The 17,881-nt window shown below is 75.2% G+C and carries 3 protein-coding genes; 1 reads left to right on the top strand and 2 read right to left on the bottom strand.

The window, feature by feature from the left end; genetic code table 11:
- Nucleotides 1-59 precede the first annotated feature (59 nt).
- On the top strand, nt 60-1,478 hold the full coding sequence (locus WME98_RS30085; RefSeq protein ID WP_437945169.1) for an AAA family ATPase: 1,419 nt from the start codon (nt 60-62) through the stop codon (nt 1,476-1,478).
- Between the two features lie 678 nt (nt 1,479-2,156).
- Here the strand turns inward: WME98_RS30085 and WME98_RS30080 are convergent.
- Both WME98_RS30080 and WME98_RS30075 read right to left on the bottom strand, forming a co-directional pair.
- Entirely contained in the window at nt 2,157-10,043 is a 7,887-nt protein-coding gene (locus tag WME98_RS30080) for a beta-ketoacyl synthase N-terminal-like domain-containing protein (protein WP_437945168.1), read from the bottom strand.
- 11 nt (nt 10,044-10,054) lie between these two features.
- Entirely contained in the window at nt 10,055-17,863 is a 7,809-nt protein-coding gene (locus WME98_RS30075) for an SDR family NAD(P)-dependent oxidoreductase (protein ID WP_437945167.1), read from the bottom strand.
- Nucleotides 17,864-17,881 lie beyond the last annotated feature (18 nt).

Genomic DNA, 17,881 nt, shown 5'->3' with positions numbered 1-17,881 from the left:
CACGAGGAGCAAGGAGGTGGGCAAGCCGCGGGGCAGCGCGGGCATGGTAGGCTCGAGCGATGATCACGCGGTTCGAGGTCGATGGCTTCAAATCGCTGCGGGATTTCGCGGTCGATCTGGAGCCGCTGACAGTGTTCGTCGGGCCGAACGGGGCGGGAAAGTCGAACCTGCTGGAGGCGATCGGACTGCTGGGGCGGCTCGCATCCATGTCGCTGGAGGAGGCGTTCAAGCTCGGGCGGGGGCGGGTTGTCGATCAGTTCAACCGTTCTGGGGGTGAGGCGGGGAGGACGATCCGGTTCGCCGTCGAGGTGTTGCTGCGAAGCGCGCCGGCGCCGTTTCAAGACGGTGAGCCACCGCTGCCGGTCCGTTATCGGTACGAGCTTGTCATCGAGCGACAGGCACGCCCGTCCGGCGCCGAGACGCTGGCGGTCACCGACGAATGTCTGCGCCCAATGTTGGAGAGCGACGGCTCGGCCAGGCAGCACTTCGTCTTTCGGCAGGTGAGAGCCACAAAGCAGGATCGACGCCTGGTTCAGGCGTCTGACTTCAACTCCGACGAAGAGAAGGAGCTCTCATGTCCATGGACACACTCGGGGCTCGCCGCACACAGAGCAGGGATCGAGAAATATTATCTCAAGCTGGAGCTCGACGCGCTGCTCGACGCGTTCAAGGAGCGCCTGGGTCTACCGAACAGGGAGGCCACGGCGAAACGGGCATTCGAGGTCGGTTCGAAATTGCTCGGGCTCGACGAACCGAGCGTGCGGGTGAAAGGGTGGTCCGCTGCCATCACCTCGATCGCCGATGATCTCTCCCACTTCCGCCCCTTCCAGCTAGATGTTGCGCGTCTTCGGGAGTCGAGCGAGCGCACCGCATCCGGCGCGCTCGCGCCTGACGCCTCGAACCTGCCGACCATCCTGGCGGATCTACCCGGGCAGGTCCTCGGCGAGATCCGCGCTGACCTGGTTTCGCTCATCCCAGGGCTCGCCGGCTTCGATATCGTCCCTGACGAGGACAGCTTCCGCATCGAGTTCAAGCTCTCCGGTGGCGAGCGCCTCCCAGCTCGCCTCGCCTCTGATGGCACGCTGCGCGGCCTAGCATTGCTCACAGCGCTCCGCGTCGAGCCTCGTCCATCCATCGTCGGCGTCGAGGAGCCGGAGAACGGCATCTACCCGGGTCGCCTGCGCACGCTGCTCTCGCTGCTGCGCGAGACAGCGGCTTCAGAAGACGAAACCTCTCCAGGCTCGGCTCAACCGGCCACGCAGCTCCTCCTTACCAGCCACTCCCCTGTCGTCCTCGCTGCGTTCCGGGACCGGCCCGAGCACCTGCGCTTCATGGATCTCGTGCGCCGTGACGGCCAGCTGGTGACGCGCGCGCGTGCAGTGGGTGAGCTGAAGGCGCCAGGCGACGGCGCGCACATCGTATCGCTGCGCGAGGTCGACGCGCTCCTCCAGGCCGCGGCCAGCGAGGCCGCCGAATGACCAGACGGCGGCTCTACCTCCGCGCAGGCCTCTACGCGGAAGGGCCGAGGGACTACGACTTTCTCTTGCCGCTCCTGGATCGTCTGCTGTCCTCACTCGCCTTGTCGCTATTTCCCGGCGCTTGCGATGTCGAGGACAGCCTGGGGATCGACGCGCCGCCCCCGGCGCAAGGCGAGCGTGCCGGGAGAATTGCGGCCGCCATCGCCGACCGCTGGGCGGAATGCACGCTGTTCGTCATCCACGCCGACGGTGCAAGCGATCCGAGATCTGCGCGACAGCATTGTATCGACCCCGGCGTCGACGCCGCTCGGTGCACGTCCCCGAACGTCGTGGCGGTCCCGTGCGTTCCAGTGCGCGAGACGGAGGCATGGATGCTGGTCGACGTCGAGGTCTTCCGGACCTTGCTCGGGAGCGGAGCGCAGCCAGCGCTCCCCGCCGAGCCGGAACGCGAGGCCGATCCCAAGCTGACGCTAGGGCGACTCTTAAGAGATGGGGGAATGATGACGAAGGCCCGAGCGCCTCTACCGCCTGTTCGGCGAAGAGGTCAGCCTGGCGGCGCTGCGGACGCTGCCGGCATTCCAGATCTTCGAGACGGAGCTCGTCGAGGCGATCCGCGCCGTCGCACGCGCGCAGGGGTGGCCGGGATGATCCGATCGCAGGGATAGATCCCCGCCCGGCTCACCCCACGAGCCGCCTCCCCAGGAGCCGCGCCGCCAGCTTCCGCAGCCAGTCGGCCCGCCGCGCGTCGGGCGGCGCGAGCCGCCCCGTGCGCGCGGCCTCCACGATCGCGGCCGTCTCGGGCGTCGGGTCGGCGCACGCCTCCAGCACCCGGAAGACCGTCGCGTCCTCGTGCCCGACCCCCGCCTCCGCCACCCAGGCGTCCACCGACGCCGCGAACGCAGGGTCGCCGGGGAACGGCTGCTCGACCTCGTTGCTCGGCCCGAGCCCGTTGATGCCGGCGATCACGAGGTCCTTGCGCTCCTTGTAGGTCAGCCCCGCGAGCTCCTCGGGCAGCAGCGGGCGGCCGATCCAGATGTCCTGCACGCCCATGCCCAGCGGGAACTCGAGCCGCTTCTCGAGCGGCTCCGGCGGCAGCGCGCCGGCGAAGCGCACCGGCACCACCGGGACGCCCACCGCGAGCGCCATGTCGATGAACGCGCCGCTCATCTTCCGCACCGGCGTGCGGCACTCGAGCGACCTCGTGCCCTCGACGTGCACCATCACCCCCTTGCCCGAGCCCTGCATCTCCGCCCCGAGCTCCGCGATGATGCCCCCGAGCGACGCCTTGTCCTCGCGATCGAAGTACGTGATCACCTTCGGATCGCGCGCGCCCGGGTACGCGAAGCAGTGCGCGAGCATCGTGCCGAGCCACGTCGCCCGGTGCTCGGCCTTGGCCAGCGTCACCGTGGAGACCTCCGTGAGCCCGGAGACGGCGATGCCGAACAAGAGCGACTCGACGCCGACCTGGTGGTTGCCCAGGTAGAGCAGGCTCCGGCCCTTCACCGCGCGGAACGCGGCGGGATCGGCGACGTGCACCCGGCGGATGAACCGCTCGATGAGGCCGAAATACAGGTCCTCCGCGGGCCACCGGCCGAGGCCCATGGCCGCGCCCCAGTAGCGGCGCACCGGCGCGATGTCGATCGCGGGCGGGCCCGCGTCGCGGACCACGACCTCGGAGCCCTCGCGCGCCACCGCGAACGGCCAGCGCGTCAGCGGCTGCGCCGAGGAGACCCCGGCGAGCGAGACCGTCGACGGGTGCACGCCGGCGCGCCGCGCGACGTGATCCTTCACGGCCACCGCCTCGACGAGATCGCCCGACGCGTCGTACAGGTGCGCCACCGTGCCCGGCATCCAGTCCATCGTGCGCACGTCGGCCGGGCTGCAGCGCGCCGCGCCCGACGCCGCGTCGACCCGCGAGACGGCGAGGTCGACCGGCGCGCGGTCGCGCAGGAACGCCCGGCGGATCCCGGGCGGCGCGCCGCCCACCGACCCCTGCGGGAGCAGCACCTCGACGAGGCGGAGCTCCAGCCAGACGCGCTCGCCGGCGGCCTCCGCCCCGCCGCCCGCGATGGCCTGCACCCGGAACGAGACGAAGCGATCGTCGCGGCCCTCGTAGCGCACCTCGACGCGCACCGGCGCCTCGGGGATCGGCCCGTAGAGGCGCAGCGACGGGATGCGCGACGGGAACGCGATGTGCGCAGGCGGGCTCGCCGGATCCCACAGGAACAGCCGGTCGTGCGGGATGGTGTGGGTCAGCGCGTCGAGCATGCCCTGGTGCAGCGTCCCGGGAGGCACCGAGCCCTTGCCGGGATCGAGCACCGCCGAGGAGCCGCGCGCGCCGAGCCGGAGCGAGGTCAGGTACTGGAACGCGGGGCCGTGGAACAGCGTGCCCGCCGCGTAGGGATCGTCGGCCTCGGGCGCGTCGAGCGCCGGCTCCGGCGCGGGCGCGGGCGGGTACGCGCCGGCCACGCGCACGCGGCCGGTGCACACGGGCTCGAACCGCGAGAGCGCCGGGTTCGAGGCCTCGCGCCACGCGAGGAGCCGCACGTCGAGGACATCGCCCGTGCCGGTGGCCTCGGCCTTGATGCGCACCGGCCCCGGCACGGTCAGCCAGCGGAGCACCACCACGTCCTCCACGGCCACGACCACGCTCCCCGGGCGCGCCCGCAAGGCGGCGCCGGCCAGCCGGTCGACCATGCTCATCCCCGGGAGCGCCGGGACCGTCCAGGTGGGGCAGTGGTCCGCCACCCAGCCGCCCGGATCCAGCGCCTCCTCGGCGCCCTCGGCCTCCGGCGGCGCGGCGCGCCCCGCGGCCGGCTCGTTCGGGCGGGATCCCTGGCTCCGGAGCACGGCGCCCGGCAGCGAGGCGAGGTGGCGCGCGCCGCCGCGCGGGTCGAAGCCGACGTCGCGGCGCGCGCGGGGCGGCGAGGCGCCGTCGACGATGCGCACGCCGAGCGTCGCGCCGTAGATGCGGAGGCCGTCCACCCAGAGGTAGGACTCGGCGACGACGTACGGCCCGCGATCGTCGCGGCCGACCTCGAGGATGTCGGTCTCGACCGTCACCCGCCGGCTGCTCGGCAGCACCTGGCCGCGGTAGCGCCAGCTGTGCTCGTGCCCCGTCATCACCGGCTCGAACCGCGGGTCGCGGAGGCCCGCGTGGAGGTCGTGGTGCAGCATCCAGAACTGGATCGTCTGCAGCATCGCCTCGATGCCGAGCGAGCCGGGTTGCACCGGATCGCCCAGGAAATGGGCCTTGAAGAACCACTCCGACGGCTGGACGTCCCGCCGCGCGCGCAGCCGGCCGAGCCCCTTGCGGCCGCCGCCCTGCCACAGGCCGTCGATGCGGTCGATCATCAGCAGCGACGGCCGCGCGAGCCCGAGCGTGCCCCCGCAGTACCGCTCGGGGCGCGCGCGGAGATCGACCTCGAACTCGGACGACGCGTCCAGCGCGGCGACCTCCTCGGGCTTCGGCGGAATGCCGATCTGCGTCGCGAGCGCGGCCTTCGGGAAGAAGCCGAACACCGTGTCGAGGTCGTACACCCGGGTGGCGCCGACGCTGCACTCGACCCGGAACGCCAGGATGATCATGCCGCCCGACCGCGAGATGTTCGTGAGCTGCGACGTCGTGCGCAGCGCGCCCGCGTCCGGCAGCACCTCGGCGCGCACCGTGCCCTTGCCGTCGAGGTTGCGGAAGTACAGCGCGCCCTCGCTCGAGAGCGCGCAGCCGGCGTAGCTCGCGAGCCAGCCGCACGTCTGGAGCGCGGCCTCGAGCACCACCGCGAACGGCATGGTGAGGCTCGCGTTCTCGTCGAAGTACCAGGCGTCCGCCGGGACGTCGTACTCGACCTCGACCTTCGCGCCGGCCTTCATCGCCGCCATGGGGCTCGAGACCGACAGGACCCGGCTCATGAAGTGGTACGGCGGGCCCGGGAGCCGCGCGACGTGCCGACCCTCGTCGAACCTGCGGTAGAGCGGGCCGAACGCGTCCGACGGCCTGCCCCAGGCGCACGAGAGCAGGCTCTTGTAGTCGAACGGGAAGCCGCCGGCGTCCGCGGCGCCGCCGGCGGGCGGCGCGCCGAGCTCGGACCAGGGGACCCGCGCGACCGGCTTCGGCTCGACGTGGCCGTCGAGCAGCTCGGGGGCGCTCGAGAGCGGCCAGTCCGGACGGAGGCGCAGGCCGACGCGGCGGGCGTGGAACGCCTTGAGGCCGTCGACCGTGCACAGGAAGTCGGCGAACACGGTCGGCTGGGGGCCGTCGTGGACCTCCTCGACGAAGACCTCGTACGTGAGCAGCCGGCTCTGCGGGACCACCTGGCCGCGGCAGCGGAGCAGGTAGGGGATCTCGGGCACGGGCTCGAAGCGGAAGCCGTCCGCGTCCACCGTGAAGCCCATGGCCGCCATGTAGAACGCGAGCGCCTGGAAGCAGCCCTCGAACATGAGCGTGCCCGGCATGCACGGGTCGTCCTTGAAGTGGCCCTCGAAGTACCAGCCGTCCTTCGTGATCGGCAGCGTGGCCCTGAGGTAGCCGCGCTTCCACGGGCCGCCCGCCGGGTCGAACACGTCGACGCGCTCGAAGAACAGCATGGGCGGCGCGCTGATCCGCGGCGTCCGGACGTGGGTGCTCAGGCGCTCGAAGCCGGGGCCGAACGCCGCCGCGCCGTCGCCGGCCGCGAACGCGAGGAGATCGGCGCGGTCGAAGGCGGATTTCTGGCAGGCGATGCGCGGCGGATCGAGGCGGGCGGTCGCCGCGTGCTCGGCGGTGTCCGCGTCCCAGAGGACGCCGCCCGAGTTCGCGAGCTCCTCGTCGGTGAAGAAGCCGGCCTGGCCCTTGCGCGTCTTCAGGCGCAGCTCGCCGCCGATGCGGCAGTCGTAGTGGAAGAAGAAGAGGCGGACGTCGCCGTGCTTCGCGTGCCCGTCGACGTGGATGTCGTAGACGAGCGTGTCGCCCGGGCGCGGCAGCCCGCCGTAGAAGGTGAGCTCGCAGCCGAGCAGCCGGTAGACGCGCTCGCCCTTGTTCTCGAAATCCGCGCCGAGCCAGCTGATGAGCAGGAGATCGGCCTGGCCGCTCTCGATCATGATGCCGGCCGGCATCGCGCCGTCGTGCAGGTACCAGGAGTCCCACCGCACGTCGGTCTCGGTCCACATCGTGCCGAGCTTCATCGAGCCGGGCTCGGCGTCGATCCCGGTGACGCGGTCGGCGAGCAGCAGCGGCGGCATGGGCATGCGCACCTGGCGGCGGTAGCCGTCCTGCCGGGCGAAGAGCGGGCCGAACACGTCGGAGATCCGGCCCGAGGCGAGGTGCTCGAGCTGCTCGCGGCTGAACCGGGGACCGCGCGGCGCGAGGGCAGCCGCCGCGGGGAGGTCCGGCGCCGCGGCAGGGCGCGGTGGAGGCGGCGGCGCCGCGGCGGAGGCGCGCGGCGGGGGCGGCGACGCGGCGGGGGGGCGCGGCGGATCGATCGACCGCGGCGGCTCGACGGGGCGCGGCGACTCGGCGCGGGGCGGGCGCGGCGGCTCGACGGGGCGCGGCGACTCGGCGCGGGGCGGGCGCGGCGGCTCGACAGGGCGCGGCGCCTCGAACGGCCGCGGCGACTCGGCTCGGATCTGGCGCGGCGCCTCGAACGGCCGCGGCGACTCGGCGCGGAACGGCGCGACGGGGACGACCTGCGCCGAAGGCGCCGCGTGCACCGCCGCAGCCGCGCCGGACGACGCCCCGACGAGCGCGTCCAGCGCGCGCTGCCGCATCTGCAGGAACCGGCGGTGGACCTGGGCCTGCTGCTCCGCCCACGCCTTGTGGATCTGCGCCATCTGCACGGTGAACGCCGCGGCGCCGGCGATCACGTCGCCGGGGATGTCCACGGCCGCGGTCTCGACGAACGCCGGCGCCATCGGCGGCGGCTCGACCGCGGTGTCCGCCGCGGCCTCGACGAGCGCCGACGCGACCTGCAGCGGCTCGACCGCGATGCCCTCGGCCGCGGCCTCGACGAGCGCCGGCGCCAGCGGCGGCGGCTCGTCCCAGGACGGCGGCGAGGCCGCGTCGGCGGCAGAGAACCCCGTGGGCCCGGGGTACAGCGGCGGCAGGTCGTCGAGGGCGGACGGCAGAGGCGGCGCAGGTTCCATCGAGTCTCCAGGGGATGAGCGGGGGGCCGCGCCGGGCACGACGATCGCCGGCGGGTGGGCGGGGAGCGTGAGCGCCGGCCCCGCCGAAGGTCGCGGCGGCGGGAGCGGCGCGGCCGGACCGCCGGCCCCGATGCGGACCGACAGCGAGCCCCCGCCGAGGCCGGCGCAGCGGACCTCGGCGACGCGGACGTCGTCGGTCCACGGCGCTCCGTCGGGCTTCCGGGCATGACGGCAGGCGAGCACCGCGGCGGCGACGTGCAGCAGGCCGGAGGCGGCGTGCGCATGGCCGAACCGCGGCGCGAGGTCCGTGGCCGACAGCACGAGGCCCGGCTCGGTCGGCTCGTCCACGACCACGGCCAGGACCGGGTGCCGCTCCCGGACGGCGTCGTCGAGCCGCTCGAGCACGAGCACGACCGCGGCGTCGCCGGGGGGCAGGTGGACGCCGAGCGCCTCGAGCGCGGCCGCGTGGGCGGGCTCGCACGAGAGGTCCACGGCGCCGACGATCGCCGCGTCCACGGCGCCCGCGCGCAGGGCGCGGGACGCGACGCGCAGCGCCCAGGGCCCGGAGAGCTCCTCGGCCGCGATCGTGAACGACGGCCCGCCGACGTCGAGGTGGCTGTTCAGCCGGTTCGCCGGGATGTTGGGCATGTTCCCGACGACGCCCGCCGCCCGGAGGGGCGCGATGATCGCGTCCTTGAGCGCGTCGACGTCGACCGACGGGCCGAGCCGCGCCGGCGCCGACTCGGCGAGCCGCCAGCGCGCCATGTACCGGCACACCTCGGTGTCGGCGCCCATGCCGATGAGCACGGCGGTGCGATCGCGCGGCAGCGCGAGCCCCTCGGTGGCCTCGATCGCCGCCTCGAGCAGCAGCGTCTGCTGGGCGAGCGCCTGCTCCAGATCGCGCGGCGGGAACCGGAGGCGATCCGCGGGCAGCGCCACGGTCGCGCGGCGGGGATCCGCGCCGCCGCCCGAGAGGAGCGGCTCGGCGAAGGCGCGGACGCCGCTGAGCTCACCGACGCACACGCCCATCGCCACCACGGCCAGGTGGCCCGCCGGGGCGGGGCGCGCCGCCGGGGCGGCCGGCGCGGCGGGCGCGGCGCGGCCCTTCGGCGCGGCGGGCTCGTACGCCTCCACGAGCAGGTGCGCGTTGTTCCCGCCGAACCCGAACGCCGACAGGCCCGCGAGCCGCCGGCCCTCCCAGGGCTCGGCCCGCTGGAGCACCTGGAACGGGCTCGCCGCCACCGCGTCGCTCAGCGGATCGGCGTGCAACGTGGGCGGGCGGATCCCCGCCGCCATGGCGCCGAGCAGCTTGAGGAGCCCGGCCGCGCCGGCCGTCGTGACGAGGTGGCCGAGGTTCGACTTGAGCGAGCCGAGCGGGACCTCGCGGCGGCCGAACACCTCGGTGAGGGTCGCGATCTCGGTCGCGTCGCCGAGGGGCGTGCCCGTCGCGTGGCACTCGAGGAGCGACACCTCGCCGGGATCGACGCCGGCCATGGCGTACGCGGACCGCATCGCGCGCAGCTGGCCCTCGACCGCCGGCGCGAGCAGGCCGCGGCCGCGGCCGTCGTTCGACAGGCCGATCCCGCGGATCACGCCGAGGATGGGCCTCTGCGCGGCCTCCGCATCGGACAGGCGCTCGAGGACCACGAACGCCGCGCCCTCGGCCGGGACCAGGCCGTCGGCCGCCGACGAGAACGGGCGGCTGCGCCCGGTGCGGCTCAGGGCCGACAGCGCGCAGAACCCGATGTGCATGAAGAGGTCGTCCGACCGGCACACCGCGCCGGCGAGCATCCGGTCGACCTCGCGGTCCTGCAGGCGCTCGCAGGCGAGCGCGATCGCGTAGAGCGACGACGCGCACGCGGCGTCGAGCGCGAACGCCCCGGCCCCGAGGCCGAGCGCGTCGGCGAGCAGGTGGGCGGGCAGGCCCGACATGAACCGGTTGCGCGGATCGGGCCGCGCGACGCCGGCGAGATCGCCGAGCCACGTCGCCTCGGCCCACGCCGACATCGCCGACGAGGGGAACGAGAGGTTGCCGAGCACCGCGCCCGCGCGGTCGGACCGGCCCTCGTGGCCGGCCTCGCGCAGCGCCTCGCGGCCCGCGTAGAGCACCCACTGGAAGAGCGGGTCGAGCGCGAGCAGCGACTCGGGCGGGCCGCTCCTCTTGGGGAACGGGTCCCGGGCGAGCACGCGGCGGAAGTGCTCGTCGAACCCGGCGACGTAGCCGCCGCGGTCGCTCCACGCGCGGTCCTTCGCGTCGCGCACGTCGCGCGCGCCGCGCCCGTCGCCCTGGCCGGAGGCGAGCGCGCGCTCGCGCGACAGGCGCCAGCGGCCGTCGGGGGCGGCGGACAGGAGGTCCCTGCCCGCGAGCACGTTGTCCCAGAGGGCCGCGGGGTGGAGCGCGCCGGGCAGGACGCACCCGCGGCCGACGATGGCGATGGGCTCGAACACGCTGGCCTCGATCACGCCTGGCCGCGCGCCGTGTCGGGGCGGAGCACGTACTGCACGTCGCGCAGCTCGGCGACCAGCGCGCCCGTCTGGTCGACGAACGCGATGTCCGCCTTCGTGCGGTCGCGGGCCACGATCTGCCCGCGCACCACCGCGCGCAGCGGGCCGTCGGACGGCCCCTCGGCGAAGGTGTGCAGCGCGCCCACGGACATCGGGAGCGCCGCGCCGCCGAGCACGTGCTGCGTCCACAACGTCGCGAGCTGCAGCCCGCCGTCGAGCGCCGCCGGGTCGGTCTTCCACGGCTGCGCCACCCAGCCGGCCTCGCGCAGGCCCACGACCGTCCCCGCGATCCCGTCGCGGCTCACGCCGTCGAGCTGCCGGATCACCTGGAAGTCGCGGCCGTGGAACAGCGTGCGGCCGTCGTACAGGTCGCCGCCGGAGGGCCACGGGCCCAGCGACGGCACGGCCGGGCCCTTCGGGGCCGCGCGCCCCTCGGGCTGCGCCATCTCGATGGTCGCCGCGTAGTGCAGCGCCCCCTGGGGCCCGCGCAGCTCGGCCGCGAGCACCGCGCCGTGGCCGTTGCTCACCTCGCGGCAGTCCACGCGGAACACCTCGCCGCCCGACTCGTACGCCGCGAGCTTGATCCCGCGCAGCACCCGCACGTCGCGGAGCTCGGTCACGACGAGATCCGGCCGGCAGGCGCGCGCGGCCCGGGCGAACCACTCGAGGGCGATCACCACCGGCACCACGGGCACGCCGTTGATCGCGTGATCGCCGAGGTAGGGGTGCGTCGCGCGGTCCGCGCGGACGGCCAGCGCGACCCGGCGGCCGTGGCCCTGGGCGGCGAGCGTCGTCGGCTCGGCGCCGAGCACGAGCTCGACCGCGCCGGGCGCGGCGGAGCCCGCGCCGCGGTCGCCCGAGCCGTCGCAGAGCTCGTCGAGCAGCATCCTCGCGCCCACGTCGAGCGGGATGAGCGGCACGCCGAGCTGCGCGAAGTGCGCCTCGAGCGCCGCGTTCACCATGCCGCCCTGCCAGGGCCCCCAGCCGAGCGACCTCACGCGGCAGCCCGGGCGCCGGGCGGCCTCGGCGGCGGCGACCTTGTTCAGGACCTCGTTCGCCATCGCGTAGTCGCACTGCCCCTTGTTGCCGCTGCGCGCCGCGATCGAGCTGAAGAGCACGATCGCCTTGAGCGGGTCGCCCTCGGTCGCGCCGAGCAGGGCCCGGAGGCCGTCGACCTTCGTGCGGAACACGCGCTCGAGCTGCTCGACCGTCTTCTCGGCGATGAGCTTGTCGGCGAGCACGCCCGCGCCGTGGACGATCGCGGTGACGGGGCCGAAGGCGCCGCGCACCTGGTCGAGCGCCGCGGCCACGGCGCGCGGATCGTTCACGTCGACCGGCACGTAGAGGGCCTCGCCGCCGGCCGCGCGGATCGCGTCGAGCGTCGCGCGGACCTCGCGGCTCGCGAGGATCTTCGCGACCTGGCGGCCGATCTCCGCCGGCGTCGCCTTGTGGCCCGCGGAGGCCGCGGCCTTGACGAGCGCCGCCTTGAGCGCGGCCTCGCCGCCGACGCCGCGGCACGCGGCCGGATCCTCCTCGAGCGCGGAGCGGCCGAGCAGCGCGAACCTCGCGCGGCTGGCCTTTGCGAGCGCGATCAGCGTCGCCGCGGTCACGCCGCGGGCGCCGCCGCTCGCCACGACCACGTCGGACGGCCCGAGGGGGAGCGGCCCGGGCTGCGCGTCCTGCCGGACGCTGCGCAGCGTGGTGCGGCGGCCGTCCGCGCGCAGGCCGATCTCGAGCTCGACCCCGCCGGACAGGAGCTCCGCGGCGATGGCCTCGGCGAGCTCGGCGGCGGGCCGGCCGCTCCGCTCGAGGTCGATCGCGCGGCACGACGCCTCGGCCCACTCCAGGGCCGCGGTCTTCACGAGGCCCGGCAGCCCGCCCACCCAGGCGCGGTCCGAGCCGGCGAGGCCGAAGTCGCCGCCCGTGTCCTGGACCGTGACGAACAGCGCCGGCTGCGCCGCGATCGCCTGGGCCGCGAGGAACGCCTCGCGGTGGACGGCGAGCGCCTCGTCGGCCGTGGCGGCGCCGCGCAGGCCGCCGAGGAACACGGCGCCGCGGGCCCCGCGGGGCACGGCGGCGGCGTACTCGGCGGCGATCCCGCGCGCCGCGAGGGCGGCGGCGAGCGCGGGGCCGACCGCGTCGTCGCCGGTGACCACCACGGCGCCGGCGTCGAAGAGGCCGGGCATCGCCATGCCGGCGGCGGGCGCCGGCACCTCGACGAGCGTCCACCGGCCGAGGTGCGCGGCGGCGGGGTCCTCGGCGGGCTTCGCGGGGGCGTCGTCGCCGGCGGCGGACCCGAGGCGCGCGCGGAGGTGGTCGACCACCTGGCCGAGCGTGCGCAGCTGCGCCAGCGCCGAGGCGTCCACCTCCGACAGCCCGGGCGTCCGGTCCCGCACCGCCGACAGGATCTCCACCCGCTTGATGCTGTCGATCCCGAGGTCGCTCTCCAGCTCCATCTGCAGCCCGAGCATCTCGGCCGGGTACCCCGTCGTCTCGGCCACCACCGCCATCACCACCCGCTCGACCTCGGCGGCGCCGGGCGTCGCCGCGGATGCGCTTGCGGGCGCGGGGGCGGGCAGCGAGGCGCGGAGGTGGTCGACCACCTGGCCGAGCGTGCGCAGCTGCGCCAGCGCCGAGGCGTCCACCTCCGACAGCCCGGGCGTCCGGTCCCGCACCGCCGACAGGATCTCCACCCGCTTGATGCTGTCGATCCCGAGGTCGCTCTCCAGCTCCATCTGCAACCCGAGCATCTCGGCCGGGTAGCCCGTCGTCTCGGCCACCACGGCCATCACCACCCGCTCGACGTCGGACGCCGCGGGCGACGCCGCCGCGGGAGCGGCGGCCGGCGCGGCCGGAGCGGCCGGCGTGGCCGCGGCGGACGCCGTCGCGGCGGAGGGGGCGGCAGCCGGCCTGACGGCGGCCGCGGGCGCGGCGGCGGGCAGCGAGGCGCGGAGGTGATCGACCACCTGGCCGAGCGTGCGCAGCTGCGCCAGCGCCGAGGCGTCCACCTCCGACAGCCCGGGCGTCCGGTCCCGCACCGCCGACAGGATCTCCACCCGCTTGATGCTGTCGATCCCGAGATCGCTCTCCAGCTCCATCTGCAGCCCGAGCATCTCGGCCGGGTAGCCCGTCGTCTCGGCCACCACCGCCATCACGATCCGCTCGACGTCGGCTGCCGCGGGCGACGCCGCCGCGGCGGCCGGTGCGGCCGCAGCAGGAGCGGCGGGCGCCGTCGCTGCGGCGGGCGGGGCGGCAGCCGGCCTGACGGCGGCCGCGGGCGCGGCGGGCAGCGAGGCGCGGAGGTGATCGACCACCTGGCCGAGCGTGCGCAGCTGCGCCAGCGCCGAGGCGTCCACCTCCGACAGCCCGGGCGTCCGGTCCCGCACCGCCGACAGGATCTCCACCCGCTTGATGCTGTCGATCCCGAGATCGCTCTCCAGCTCCATCTGCAGCCCGAGCATCTCGGCCGGGTACCCCGTCGTCTCGGCCACCACCGCCATCACGATCCGCTCGACCTCCGCGGATGCGGCGGGCGCCGCCGCGGCTGCGCTTGCCGGCGCTGCTGCTGCGGGCACCGCTGCGGCGGCGGGGGCGGCGACGGCCGTCCTTGCGCCGGCCGACGGCGCGGCGGCGGGCATCGAGGCGCGGAGGTGGTCGACCACCTGGCCGAGCGTGCGCAGCTGCGCCAACGCCGAGGCGTCCACCTCCGACAGCCCGGGCGTCCGATCCCGGACCGAGGAGAGGATCTCCACCCGCTTGATGCTGTCGATCCCGAGATCGCTCTCCAGCTCCATCTGCAGCCCGAGCATGGGGACGGGGTATCCGGTCTTGTCCGCGACCACCTCGAGGACCATCCGCTCGAGATCGACCCCCGGCGCGGCGGCGCCTGCCGCCTGCGTTGCCGCGGCGGGCGAAGGCGGCGCGACGGCCGGCTTCGCTGCCGCGGTGGGGGCGGTGGGCGGCGGTGCGACCGCCGCCTTCGCTGCCGCGACGGGCGCCGCAGCCGCCGGCGCCGCGGCCTTTGCCGCGACGGGCGCCGCAGCCGCCGGCGCCGCGGCCTTCGCTGCCGCGGCGGGCGCCGCCGGCACGGGCGGCGCGACCGCCGCCTTCGCTGCCGCGACAGGCGCCGCAGACGCCGCTGCGAACGCCGCGTGAGGCTCCCCGCCCGCGCCGTTCAGGCCGTCCTGGATGGCGTTGCTCCTGTCGCCGCCGAGGAGCAGCGCCGGCGCCCCTGCGGACCGCAGCGACGCCTCCGAGACCGGCCCTCGATGCACTGGCGAGAGGAGCGCGAGCCCGGGCCGCGCCTCGGGCATCGCCGCGGTAGCGATCGGGTACGGAGCGCCGGTCGCGAGCGCTGCGAGCCCTGCGAACGAGGCCTCGGCCGCCTGCAGGAAGGCGATGTGGGTCTCGGCCATGGTGCGCTGGTACACGCTGTGGGCTTCCGCGGTCGCGCGCTGCGCCTCCTGGTAGGCAGCGAGCCACGACGCGCTCGCTGCCGGCGCCGACGGGCGCACCGCCGGCGATGACGCGCTCACGGCCGGCGACGACGCGCTCACGGCCGGCGACGACGCGCGCACCACCGGCGACGATGCGCTCACGGTCCCCGACGATGCGCTCACGGCCCCCGACGATGCGCTCACGGCCCCCGACGATGCGCTCACGGCCGGCGCAGACGCGCGCACGGCCGGCGCAGACGCGCTCACTGCCGGCGCAGACGCGCTCACTGCCGGCGCTGGCGCGCTCACTGCCGGCGCTGGCGCGCTCACTGCCGGCGCTGGCGCGCGCACCACGGGTGCCGGCGCGCTCCCTGCCGGCGCAGACGCCCTCGCAACCGGCGCCGACGCGCTCCCTGCCGACGCGCTCGCAACCGGCCTCGCCGCGCTCACCGCCGCCGCCGCCTCGGGCGCCGGCCTCGCCGCGCTCGCCTTCGGCAGCTCCTTCGCCCCGCCCTTCGGCGGGTACGGCTTGCCGTAATTGCTCCCGTTGATCGCCAGCGACAGCTTCGGCTTCGGCAGCGCCCGCGGATCTGCCGGCGCCGCGACCCCGTCCCAGAGCACCCGCGCGTCGAGCGGGACCCCCGCCACGGCGAGCCGCGCCACCGCCTCGAACAGGCTCGTCACCCCGTGCTTGCCCTTGCGGTCGAGCGCCACGGCGCGGTGCGGCCGCCCGCTCAGGATGTCGCCGACCAGGTTCGTGAGCACCGAGCCCGGCCCGACCTCCACGAACGTGCGCACCCCGGCCGCGTACATCCGCTCGATCTCCTCCACGAACCGCACCGGCTCGGCCAGCTGGCGCGCCAGCCGGTCGCGCACCGCGTCGCCGCCGCCCGGGTACGGCTCGACCTCCGCGTTGCTGTACACCGGCGCCCCCGGCGCCTGCACCGCGATGCCCCCCAGGAACTCGCGGAACGGCGCGCTCGCCTCCGCCACGAGCGGCGAGTGGAACGCCGCCGCCACGTCGAGGCGCCGCGCCTGGATCCCCATGCCCGCGAGCCGCTTCTCCGCCGCCTCGATCGCCGCGACCGACCCGGACAGGACCACCTGCTTCGGGCCGTTGTGGTTCGCGACCACCACGTCGCCGAGCCCGAGCCCCCGCACCTCCTCGATCGCCCGCGGGACCGCGATCATCGCGCCCCGCTCGGACGACGCCGCGCCCATCAGCTCGCCGCGCCGCCGGGCCACGCGCAGGAGGTCCGCCGCGGACAGCGCGCCCGCCGCGTGCAGCGCCGCGATCTCGCCGAAGCTGTGGCCCGCGAACGCGTCGGCCCGCACCCCGAGCGCCCCGAGCAGCGCGAGGTGCGCGAGGCTCGTCGCGCCGATCGCCGGCTGCGCCCACCGCGTCTCGCGGAGCCGCGCGTCCTGCGCCGCGCGGTCCTCGTCCGAGAACACCGGCCGCGGGAACACCACCTCGTGCAGCGCCGCGTCCGCGAGCGGGACGCTCGCCGCCGCGTCCCACGCCTCGCGGGCCGCGTCGAACGTCATCAGCACGTCGGCGCCCATCGCGAGGTACTGGCTCCCCTGCCCCGGGAACAGGAACGCCACCTGCCCCGGCGCCTCCCCGTTCGCGTAATGCACGAGCGGCGCGGCGAGCGCCTGCTCGGGCTTCGACCCGAGGTGCGCCGCGACCTGCTCGAGCTTCTTCCGGAGATCCGCCTCGTCCGTGGCGCACAGCCCGAGCCGCGCGGGCCGCGACCCGTCGAACGAGAGCACCGACTCCCGCGCGAGGAAGCGCAGGCTCTCCGGGGTCTCCGCCGCCTTCGCCGTCGCCCGGACGCGGTCCGCCAGCGCCGCCGGCGTGTCCGCCGACAGGAGGACGAGCTCCGCCGGGACCGACCGCACCCGGTGCGCCCGCGGCGCCGGGCCCGTGTACTCCTCCAGCGCCACGTGGAAGTTCGAGCCGCCGAAGCCGAACGAGCTCACCGACGCCCGCCGCGGGTGGCCCGCCGGCCGGATCCACGGCCGCGCCTCGGTGTTGAGGTAGAACGCGGTCTTCTCGATCTCGAGCTTGGGGTTCGGCTTGTCGACCTTGATGGTCGGCGGCAGCACCTTGTGGTGCAGCGCCATGATCGCCTTGAACAGGCCCGCCGCGCCCGCGGCCGCCTTGGTGTGGCCGATCTGCGACTTCACGCTGCCGAGCGCGCACCACTGCCGGTCCTGCCGCCCCGACTCGTCGAACATCGCGCGCAGGCCCTCGAACTCGGCCGCGTCGCCGGCCTTGGTCCCGGTGCCGTGGGCCTCCATCAGCTCCACGGTCTCCGCGCCGTACCCGGCGGCGGCGTAGGTCCGGCGCAGCGCCTTGGCCTGCCCTTCCGGCACCGGCGCGTACACGCTCTTGCTCCGCCCGTCCGACGACGACCCGATCCCGCGGATCACCGCGTACACCCGGTCTCCGTCGCGCTCGGCGTCGTCGAGCCGCTTGAGCGCCACCATCGCGATGCCCTCGCCGAGCAGCGTGCCGTCGGCCTTGTCCGAGAACGGGCGGCAGTCGCCCGACCGCGACAGGGCCGGCGTCTTGCTGAAGCACATGTACATGAAGGCGTCGTTCATCGTGTCGCAGCCGCCCGCGATCACGAGGTCGGACTGGCCGAGCGCGAGCTCGTTGATCGCCATCGACATCGCCGACAGCGACGACGCGCACGCCGCGTCGGTCACGCAGTTGGTCCCGCCGAGGTCGAGCCGGTTCGCGATGCGCCCGGCCACCACGTTGCCGAGCAGGCCCGGGAAGCTCGACTCCTGCCAGGGCACGTAGCTGCCCGCGATCCGGTCGCAGGCGCGCTTCACCTCGTCCTCCGGATACCCGAGGTCCCGGAGCGCGTTGGCCCAGACCGGCCGCTGGATCCGGCTCACCATCGAGGCGAGGAGCTCCTGCGCCGAGGTGACGCCGAGGATCACGCTGATCCGCTCGCGGTTCATCGCCTCGAACTGCCCCTGCGCCGCGTCCTCCAGCACGCGCTTCGCCACGATCAGCGCGAGCAGCTGCGTCGTGTCCGTCGCCGGCACGATCGACGGCGGGACGCCCCACTCCAGCGGATCGAACGGCACGTCCCTCAGGAAGGCGCCGCGCTTCGCGTACGTCTTGTCCGGAGCGGACGGATCGGGATCGTAGTAGTCCTCCACGAGCCAGTGGGTGCTCGGAACGTCGGTGATGAGGTCGGTTCCAGCGAGGATGTCGCGCCAGAAGCCGTGAGCGTCGAGCGAGCCGGGGAAGATGGCGCTCACGCCGACGACGGCGATGGCCGGAGTACGCGGGGACGAAGGGTGCATGACGGACCTCAGCAGGTG

The sequence above is a fragment of the Sorangium sp. So ce296 genome (assembly GCF_051529605.1).
GTDB classification, from domain to species: domain Bacteria; phylum Myxococcota_A; class Polyangia; order Polyangiales; family Polyangiaceae; genus Sorangium; species Sorangium cellulosum_D.
The sequence above is the reverse complement of the archived record's forward strand: the minus strand, read 5'-3'. Positions and strand labels throughout refer to the sequence as shown.

Coding starts and splice junctions, on each gene's coding strand:
- WME98_RS30075 (WP_437945167.1), bottom strand. CDS start 17,863: ATGCACCCTTCGTCCCCGCGTACTCCGGCCATCGCCGTCGTCGGCGTG.
- WME98_RS30085 (WP_437945169.1), top strand. CDS start 60: ATGATCACGCGGTTCGAGGTCGATGGCTTCAAATCGCTGCGGGATTTC.